Source organism: Pseudomonas sp. CFBP 8771 (genome assembly GCF_014841695.1).
Lineage (GTDB): Bacteria > Pseudomonadota > Gammaproteobacteria > Pseudomonadales > Pseudomonadaceae > Aquipseudomonas > Aquipseudomonas baltica.
The window spans coordinates 512,036-521,119 of record NZ_JACYUJ010000003.1; the positions used below are offsets into that span (position 1 = coordinate 512,036).

At 60.4% G+C, this 9,084-nt stretch carries 9 protein-coding genes; 3 read left to right on the plus strand and 6 right to left on the minus strand.

What is annotated here, in order from left to right:
• Positions 1-102 precede the first annotated feature (102 nt).
• Complete coding sequence (locus tag IFT80_RS09880; protein ID WP_192055617.1) at positions 103-1,767, plus strand: 4Fe-4S dicluster domain-containing protein; 1,665 nt, start codon at positions 103-105, stop codon at positions 1,765-1,767.
• Positions 1,768-1,792: 25 nt separating this feature from the next.
• Positions 1,793-2,560 carry an SDR family oxidoreductase gene (locus tag IFT80_RS09885; protein ID WP_192055619.1) on the plus strand — a complete coding sequence of 256 codons (768 nt, stop codon included), beginning with the start codon at positions 1,793-1,795 and terminating at the stop codon, positions 2,558-2,560.
• Positions 2,561-2,565: 5 nt separating this feature from the next.
• On the opposite strand, the gene mrdA is transcribed toward IFT80_RS09885, so the two are convergent.
• The 6 genes from mrdA to IFT80_RS09915 form a co-directional block, all read right to left on the minus strand.
• A complete protein-coding gene (gene mrdA / locus IFT80_RS09890) occupies positions 2,566-4,458 on the minus strand; it encodes a penicillin-binding protein 2 (RefSeq protein WP_192137460.1) in 1,893 nt (630 codons plus the stop codon).
• A gap of 99 nt (positions 4,459-4,557) precedes the next feature.
• Positions 4,558-5,631 (minus strand): AI-2E family transporter, encoded by a 1,074-nt coding sequence (locus IFT80_RS09895; RefSeq protein WP_122477276.1) that lies wholly within the window; start codon positions 5,629-5,631, stop codon positions 4,558-4,560.
• 99 nt (positions 5,632-5,730) lie between these two features.
• On the minus strand, positions 5,731-7,047 hold the full coding sequence (locus tag IFT80_RS09900; protein ID WP_122477274.1) for an ATP-binding protein: 1,317 nt from the start codon (positions 7,045-7,047) through the stop codon (positions 5,731-5,733).
• Positions 7,044-7,712, minus strand: a complete 669-nt coding sequence (locus IFT80_RS09905; RefSeq protein WP_122477273.1) for a response regulator transcription factor — start codon at positions 7,710-7,712, stop codon at positions 7,044-7,046. The genes IFT80_RS09900 and IFT80_RS09905 overlap by 4 nt, the downstream gene beginning before the upstream one ends.
• Entirely contained in the window at positions 7,712-8,023 is a 312-nt protein-coding gene (locus IFT80_RS09910) for a PepSY domain-containing protein (RefSeq protein WP_192055623.1), read from the minus strand. The genes IFT80_RS09905 and IFT80_RS09910 overlap by 1 nt, the downstream gene beginning before the upstream one ends.
• Complete coding sequence (locus IFT80_RS09915; RefSeq protein ID WP_122477270.1) at positions 8,023-8,331, minus strand: PepSY domain-containing protein; 309 nt, start codon at positions 8,329-8,331, stop codon at positions 8,023-8,025. The genes IFT80_RS09910 and IFT80_RS09915 overlap by 1 nt, the downstream gene beginning before the upstream one ends.
• A 234-nt stretch (positions 8,332-8,565) precedes the next feature.
• On the opposite strand from IFT80_RS09915, the gene queD reads away from it, so the two are divergent.
• Entirely contained in the window at positions 8,566-8,922 is a 357-nt protein-coding gene (gene queD, locus IFT80_RS09920; RefSeq protein WP_122477268.1) for a 6-carboxytetrahydropterin synthase QueD, read from the plus strand.
• Positions 8,923-9,084 lie beyond the last annotated feature (162 nt).

Here is a 9,084-nt window from a genome sequence, read left to right on the forward strand (position 1 = left end):
TTACACCCCGCAACGTTGCGCACTACCGCTACACGCCGGATGACCGTTCCGGCAGCTTCACCCATTAGAAAGGCCTGATGAGCCCTCAGTAGGAGAGACCCCGTGGAACGCGAATACATGGAATTCGACGTCGTCGTCGTCGGCGCAGGCCCTGCCGGCCTGTCCGCTGCGTGCCGACTGAAGCAGAAAGCCGCCGACGCCGGGCAGGAAATCAGCGTCTGCGTGGTTGAGAAAGGCTCCGAGGTCGGTGCTCACATCCTCTCCGGTGCAGTCTTCGAACCACGGGCTCTCAGCGAATTGTTCCCGGACTGGAAAGCCCTGGGTGCCCCGCTGAACACGCCGGTGACGCGCGACGATATCTTCATCCTGAAGAACGCCGAGAGCGGTTCCAAGATCCCCAATGCCTTCGTGCCCCAAACCATGCACAACGAAGGCAATTACATTATCTCCCTGGGCAATCTGTGCCGCTGGCTGGCTCAGCAGGCGGAAAACCTGGGCGTCGAGATCTATCCGGGGTTCGCTGCCCAGGAAGCATTGATCGACGAGAGCGGCGTGGTCCGCGGCATCATTACCGGTGACCTGGGCGTCGATCGCGAAGGCAAGCCCAAGGACGGCCTGTACACCCCCGGCATGGAATTGCGTGGCAAATACACCCTGTTCGCCGAAGGCTGCCGCGGCCACATCGGCAAGCAACTGATCGAGCGGTTCAAACTCGACAGCGATGCCGACGCGCAGCATTACGGGATTGGCCTGAAGGAAATCTGGGACATCGACCCCGCCAAGCATCAGCCTGGCCTGGTCGTCCACACCGCCGGTTGGCCGCTGGACATCATGGGCACCGAGAACACCGGCGGCTCGTTCCTCTATCACCTGGAAAACAACCAGGTGGTGGTGGGCCTCATCGTCGACCTGTCCTACGCCAACCCGTTCCTCTCGCCTTTCGACGAGTTCCAGCGCCTCAAGCACCATCCGGTTCTCAAGCAGTACCTGGAAGGCGGCAAACGCGTCAGCTACGGCGCCCGCGCCATCTGCAAGGGCGGCTTCAACTCGCTGCCCAAGATGGTCTTCGCCGGCGGCGCCCTGATCGGCTGCGACCTGGGCACCATGAACTTCTCCAAGATCAAGGGCAGCCACACTGCCATGAAGTCCGGCATGCTCGCCGCCGAAGCGGTGGCCGATGCGCTGTTCAAGGGCTCGGAAGGCGGTGACGTACTCGACGGCTACGTGTCCGGTTTCAAGGCCAGCTGGCTGTACGAGGAGCTGTTCGCCAGCCGCAACTTCGGTGCCGCCATCCACAAGTGGGGAGCCATCGTCGGTGGTGCCTTCAACTTCGTCGATCAGAACCTGTTCAAGGGCAAGATCCCGTTCACCCTGCACGACGACAAGCCTGACTACGCCTGCATGAAGCTGGCAGCGGACAGCAAGCGCATCGAATACCCCCGGCCTGATGGCAAACTGAGCTTCGACAAGCTCAGTTCAGTGTTCATCTCCGGCACCAACCACGAAGAAGAACAGCCGTGCCATCTCAAGCTCAAGGACCCGAGCATTCCCATCGGCAAGAACCTGCCGCTGTACGATGAGCCCGCGCAACGCTATTGCCCGGCCGGCGTGTATGAGGTGATCACCCAGGAGGACGGCGCCAAGCGCTTCCAGATCAACGCGCAGAACTGCGTGCACTGCAAGACGTGCGACATCAAGGATCCATCCCAGAACATCGTCTGGGTGGCACCCGAGGGCGCGGGCGGGCCTACCTACCCGAACATGTGATCCTTAAGCCACGGCAGGAGCGGATATGCCCAAGACCACGATGTTCGACCTCGACGGCAAGATAGCGCTGGTCTCCGGCGCCAGCCGCGGGATAGGCGAAGCCATTGCCCGCTTGCTTGCACAGCAGGGCGCCCATGTCATCGTCGTCAGTCGCAAACTGGAAGGCTGTCAGCGCGTCGCCGACAGCATCAACGCCGGTGGCGACCGAGCCACTGCGATGGCCTGTCACATCGGCGAACCGGAGCAGATTCTGACGCTGTTCGCCGCTGTCCGGGCAACGTTCGGACGCCTGGACATTCTGGTCAACAACGCCGCCACCAACCCTCAGTTCGGCAGTGTGCTGGACGTCGATCTGGGCGCCTTCCAGAAAACCGTGGACGTCAATATCCGCGGCTATTTCTTCATGTCGGTGGAGGCCGGCAAATTGATGCGCGAACACGGCGGTGGCAGCATCATCAACGTGGCGTCCATCAATGGCGTGTCGCCCGGTATCTTCCAGGGCGTCTACTCCATGACCAAGGCTGCGGTGGTCAACATGACCAAGGCCTTCGCCAAGGAGTGCGCCGGCTTCGACATCCGCTGCAATGCCCTGCTGCCGGGGCTGACCGACACCCGCTTCGCATCAGCCCTGGTCGAGAACCAGGCCATCCTCAAGACGGCCCTGGCGCAGATCCCGCTCAAGCGTGTCGCCCAGCCGGAGGAAATGGCCGGGGCCGTGCTGTACCTGGCCAGCTCGGCTGCCAGCTACACCACGGGTACAGCGCTGAACGTGGACGGTGGTTTCCTCTGCTGAAACGGTCAGACCTTGGGGTCCGCGGGCGCCTTGGCCGGCGCCGCGTACTTGGGCTTCAGGTGACCTTCGCTGTCCAGTAGCCAGGCATCCATGATCTCGCGCACGACGGGACCGGCCACACGCCCGCCTGCTTCACCGTTCTCGATCATCACTGCCACCACGATCTTTGGCCGGTCGGCCGGCGCGAATCCCACGAACAAGGCGTTGTCGCGGTTGCGCTCGAGCGTTTTCAGCCGGTTGTAGCGTTCGCCCTGCTTGATCGCAACCACTTGCGCCGTACCCGACTTGCCGGCGATGCGATACTGCGCCCCGGCCGCCGCCTGACGGGCAATCCCGCGCGGATCGTGCATGACCAGCTGCATGCCGTGGTTGACCTGATCCCACTCGCGGTTGTCGCGCAGCACGATATTGGGGATCGGGTTGTCGTCCACCGGTACCTGGCCGCCCACCGTCTCGGCCAGGTGCGGTCGACGCCACACGCCCTTGCTGGCGATCAGCGTGGTGGCCTGGGCCAACTGCAACGGAGTGACCTGCATGTAGCCCTGGCCAATGCCGAGGATCAAGGTCTCGCCGGGGAACCATGCCTGACGCCGCGTGGCACGCTTCCATTGCTGGGACGGCATCAGCCCCGGCGCTTCCTCGAACATGTCCAGCGAGACCTTCTGGCCCAGGCCGAAGCGGGTCATGTAATCGTGCATGCGGTCCACGCCCAGCTTGTGTGCCAGATCGTAGAAGTAGGTGTCATTGGAGCGCATGATGGCCGCGTCCATGTCCACCCAGCCATCACCACTGCGGTTCCAGTTGCGGTACTTGTGGTCGTAGTTGGGCAGCTCGTAGTAGCCAGGATCGAACACACGTGTCTGCGGCGTGACCGCACCGCTATCGAGGCCGGCGATGGCAACTTCCGGCTTGATCGTCGAGCCGGGCGCGTACAAACCCCTGAGCACTCGATTGAACAACGGCCGGTCGATGGAATCGCGCAACGCCGCGTACTCCTTGAAGCTGATACCGGTCACGAACAGATTGGGGTCGAAGCTAGGCTTGCTGACCATGGCCAGCACATCGCCGGTTTCCGGGTCGATGCACACCACCGCCCCGCGGCGGTCGCCCAACGCCTTCTCGGCGGCTTCCTGCAGATGCACGTCGAGGCTGAGCACGATGTTCTTGCCCGGCACCGGGTCATGGTGGTTGAGCACCCGCATGACGCGCCCCTGGGCATTGGTCTCGACTTCCTCGTAACCCACCTCGCCATGCAGCTGGGTCTCGTAGAAGCGTTCCACACCGGTCTTGCCGACCGACTGGGTGCCGCGGTACTGCGTCTGATCCAGCGTCTTGGACTCTTTCTCGTTGATCCGCCCCACGTACCCCACAGAATGAGCAAAGTGCTCCTTGCGCGGGTATTCACGCACGAACTGAGGTTCCACATCGACGCCCGGCAGCAGGAATTGATTCACCGCAACCCGCGCAATCTGGTTCTCGCTCAACTCGTACATCAAGGTAACCGGTTCGAACGGATGGCGCACACGCTTCAAATCCTTGTCGAACTGTTTGCGCGCTTCATCGCCCAGTTCCAACACCTTGGCCACTTCATCGAGCACCTGCGCAGTATTGCCCGCGCGCTCGCGTGTGAGAGTCAGGTTGAAGCTAGGTCGATTGTCGGCCAAGACCACGCCATTGCGATCGTAGATCACACCGCGTTCGGGCGGGATGGGCAGCACATGCACCCGGTTGTTCTCGGACACTGTGGAGTTGTAGGTGAACTCGATGACCTGCAGGAAGTACAGACGCCCGACCAGGGCAATGCTCAAGGCCAGCACCAGCAAGGCGCAAGCGATCAACCGACGGTTGACCAGACCTTGTTCCTTGCCATGATCTTTGAGAGGAATGGGCTGGGGCATGCGGACCGCTCTGAAAAAGCGCCGATGGTAACCAAGCAGGCCCCTGCTCTCAAGCGCCGACTCCCTCGGGCTGACCAAGGGAGTCGGACAGTGCAGATGTCAGGTGCGGTCCTGGGGCAGACGCACCTGGCGCTTGGTACTGACGAAGATCCCCCAGCTGGACATGAACAGCGCTGCAATCAACGGACCGATCACGAAACCGTTGAGCCCGAAGACTGCCAGGCCGCCCAGCGTCGAGACCAGGATCAGATAGTCCGGCATCTTGGTGTCCTTGCCCACCAGCAATGGGCGCAGCACGTTGTCGACCATGCCGATGACCAGAATGCCGAACAGCGTAAGCGTGACCCCCTGCCAGATGTAGCCGCTCAACAGGAAGTAGGCGGCCACCGGCGCCCAGACGATACCGGCCCCGACGGCAGGCAACAGCGACAGGAACGCCATGAGTACCGCCCACAGCAACGCGCTGGGAATGTCCAGGAACCAGAAGATCATCCCGCCGAGGGCACCCTGGGTGACCGCAACCAGCAGATTGCCTTTCACCGTGGCGCGAACCACACGGTTGAACTTGAGCTGCAAACGGCGCTTCTGCTGCTCGGCCAACGGGATAGCCGTGCGGATCTTGCGTGACAGTTCCGGGCCATCACGCAGGAAGAAGAACAGCAGGTACAACATGATGCCGAAGCTGATCACGAAATCCAGCGTACCCTGGCCGAAGCTGAAGGCCTGCGTCGCGAAATACTGGCTGCCCTGCATCGCACCTTTGGCGACCTTGTCGCGCAGACCCTCCAGGTTGCCCATGCCCATGCGATCAAGCAGCTGTTGCCCGGAAGCCGGAAGCAGTTGCTTGAACTGATCGATATAACCCGCCACGTCGAGCTGGCCGTTCTCGATGTTCTTGTACAGCACTGCACCTTCCTGAACCAGCAAGGCACTGATGATGATCACCGGCAGGATGGCGATGATCAATGTGATGGTGAGGGTTATCAACGAACTGACGTTGCGACGCCGATTCAACTTCCTCATGACCAGTCGCTGCAACGGTGCAAATACGATACCCAGAATCACTGCCCAGAAGACCGCGCCGTAGTAAGGCAGAAGAATCCAGATGAAAGCGATGGTGACCAGGATCAACAGTAACAACAGCGTTTTGTTTTGCAGGTTGGTTTCGTTCATGTTCGATCCATGTCGATAAGCTACAGAGCCGTCATTCGGCTCTGTGACTTAGTCCTCCCAGCTGCGCGCGAGTTTAGTCATCGCCAAGATAAATCCGCGTCAGACGCGTTTATCCATTTCGATAGTGACGCGCAACCCACCCAAGGGGCTTTCCGACAGGCTCAGGCGAGCAGACCAGCTTTCGACGATGTCTCGTACGATCCCCAGACCCAGGCCGTGACCGTCGACCTGCTCATCAAGCCGAGAACCGCGATCCAACACCGCCTGGCGCGCATCCTCAGGGATACCCGGACCGTCATCGTCCACCCAGACGCTATACCCATGCTCGTGCTCGACGATCGTCAGGCAGACCTGCGCGTCAGCCCACTTGCAAGCGTTGTCGAGCAGGTTGCCGAGCAGTTCCAGCACGTCCTCCCGATCCCACGGCAAGCGAACATCCGCAGCCACCTCGTAACTCAGGCTCAAATGGCCGCCATGGATCATTTCCAGCGTGGCAAAAAGACCTGGAATCTCGCCAGCGCAATCGAACTGAACACCCGGCAGCGCGTCGCCGGCCAGACGCGCGCGGTTGAGTTCACGGCTGAGCCGCAGCTGGATGTGCTCCAACTGCTCACGCAGCAGGCGGCTGACTTCCGGCTGGTCCCGCAGCCGTTCACTGCTGGCCAGGCTCAGCAGCACGGCCATCGGCGTCTTCAGCGCGTGCCCCAGATTGCCCAGCGCGTTGCGCGAGCGCTTGAGGCTGTCCTCGGTGTGCAACAACAGGTGGTTGATCTGCGCGACCAGCGGCTCGAGTTCCACCGGTACTGCACTGTCCAGCTGCGAGCGCTGACCGAGCTGCAATTGCGCGATCTGTTCGCGCGTGCGCTCCAGTGGCTTGAGCGAACGCGTGACCGTGATGCGCTGCAGCACAAGTACCGCAATCAACGCAGCGAGGCCCATGCCCAGGCCAATCTGGCGTACCCGCTGAAAACTGGTGCGTACCGGCGTGTAGTCCTGGGCGACGATGATCGACAGTGGCTGCCCGAGCCGACGGTAATCGGCACGCAACACCAGCAGCAACTGACCCTCCGGGCCCAGCTTCAAACCCGAATACAGCCCTGACTGATCCGGTACGGGCAGCTCGAGATCCCATAGCGAACGCGAGCGCCAATGCCCATCGGGAAAGTCTATGCGGAAGTAGTGCCCCGAGAACGGCCGTTCGTAGGCGGGAGAAATACGGTGCTGATCCAACTGCAGACCTTGCGGCCCACGCTGCATCGCTACCAGAAGGTTCTCGCTTTCGTTGCGTAATCCGGCTTCGAGATAGCGCTGCAGGCCCATCTCGAACAACCACAGGCTCAATTGAGCGAGGACCAGGCCCACGATCACCAGAACACTGATCAACCCGACGCTCAATCGCGCCTGGATCGATCTCACTGCACGACTCCAGCGAAGCGGTAGCCCTGCCCTCGGCGGGTTTCGATCACACTGCGACCCAGTTTGCGCCGCAGATGGTTGACGTGAACTTCCAGCACATTGGAATCGCGCTCAGTCTCGCCGTCATACAAGTGCTCGGCCAGATGGCCTTTGGAAAGAATCTGCTCCGGATGCAGCATGAAGTAGCGCAGCAGGCGAAACTCGGCAGCCGTCAGCTGAATATCGACCCCGGCCTGCTGCACGCACTGGCGACCCTCATCCAGGTGCAGACCGGACGCTTCCAGGCGCGGCATGTTGGACAAGCCACGGGCGCGGCGCACCAGTGCCTGGGCACGCAACTGCAGCTCCTCAGGGTGGAAGGGCTTGGTCAGGTAATCGTCGGCCCCCGCTTTCAAGCCTTCGATCCGCTCCGCCCATGATCCCCTCGCGGTCAAAATCAGCACGGGGGTAGAGAGGTTTGCCGCTCGCCATTGGGCCAGCACCTCCAGCCCAGGCAGGCCAGGCAGTCCAAGATCGAGGATGATCAGATCATACGGCTCGGTCTGACCCTGATACACCGCATCTCGACCGTCCGCCAGCCAATCCACAGCGTATCCCTGGCGACTGAGGCTGGCGCTCAGCTCATCGGCCAGGGGGACGTTGTCTTCCACCAACAGCAAGCGCATCAGTCATCTTCCTCGTCTTTGAGCAAATCGCCTGTGGCCGCATCCAGCTTTATCTCGCGAACGACACCTGCCGTGGTCAGCAACTCGACCTCATACACCAGCTTCTGTTGCTTCTCTTCAAGCTCGGCTTCCAGCAGACGTGCCCCTGGGTAACGCGCCATGGCCTGACCGAGCAATTGTTCAAGAGGAAGGATTACACCTTCCTGTCTGAGTCGCAGCGCTTCATCCTGGTCCAGATCGCGAGCCACCGCCAATGAGCAGCACGCCAGCAGCCCGACCATCATTGCGCGACCCGCTGGCGATATGTTCATTAGGTGTCCTGATGGTCTTTGAGCACTTGGCCGGTGGTTGCATCAAGTTCCACATCCCACTCGACGCCTTTATTGTCGCGCAGCTCGACTTGATAGATGTATTTGCCGTATTCCTCTTCCAGCTCGGTCTCGTGGATGGTACCGCCTGGATGCTTGGCCAATGCTGCGGCATTGAGCTTTTCGAAGGACTGGATGGTACCAGCATCACGCAGGCGAAGCGCCTCGTCAGGTCCGAGATCTTTGGCCTGGGCACTGATGGCCACGAAACTCAGGGAAGAAGCGAGCAGCAGAGCAGTCAGAGTTTTCATTTGGTTCACCTTCGGTATGTGTGAGGTATATGGGGTTTACGAAAGACACAATACCGAAGGTGACTTAACTCAAACTTAATGGCACAACGCTAGCTTGTCGATGATGTCAGCGCTGTATTGCCCGTGCGCAATCTTGCTGGATCGATGCCGGCCCCATCTGCCCAAGCCCACTTACCGTGCAGCTTGGACACCTGATAAACTGCAGCACTGCCCCATCAACACATTGGAACAAACGTGGAAATTTTCAAGGAATTCACTTTCGAGTCTGCCCATCGGCTTCCTCATGTACCCGAGGGCCATAAATGCGGTCGCTTGCATGGCCATTCCTTCAAGGTCGCCGTCTATTTGAAAGGCGACGTTGATCCGCATACCGGCTGGATCCGTGACTTCTCCGAGATCAAGTCGATATTCAAGCCGCTTTACGAGCGCCTTGATCATAACTATCTCAACGACATCCCTGGCCTCGAAAATCCAACCAGCGAGGTCCTGGCGAAATGGATCTGGCACGAGCTCAAGCCGCTGTTACCCGAGCTTTCCAAGATCCGCATCCACGAAACCTGCACCAGTGGCTGCGAGTACACCGGCGACTGATATGCACGATAAAAAAAACCACCCGACCGGGTGGTTTTTTTTGGCTTGCCAGTTCTTTCGAGCGCATAGACAAAACCCCTACCTGCTCGCGCAGATAGGGGTTTCGGAATTGAATCTTGACGATGACCTACTCTCACATGGGGAAACCCCACACTACCATCG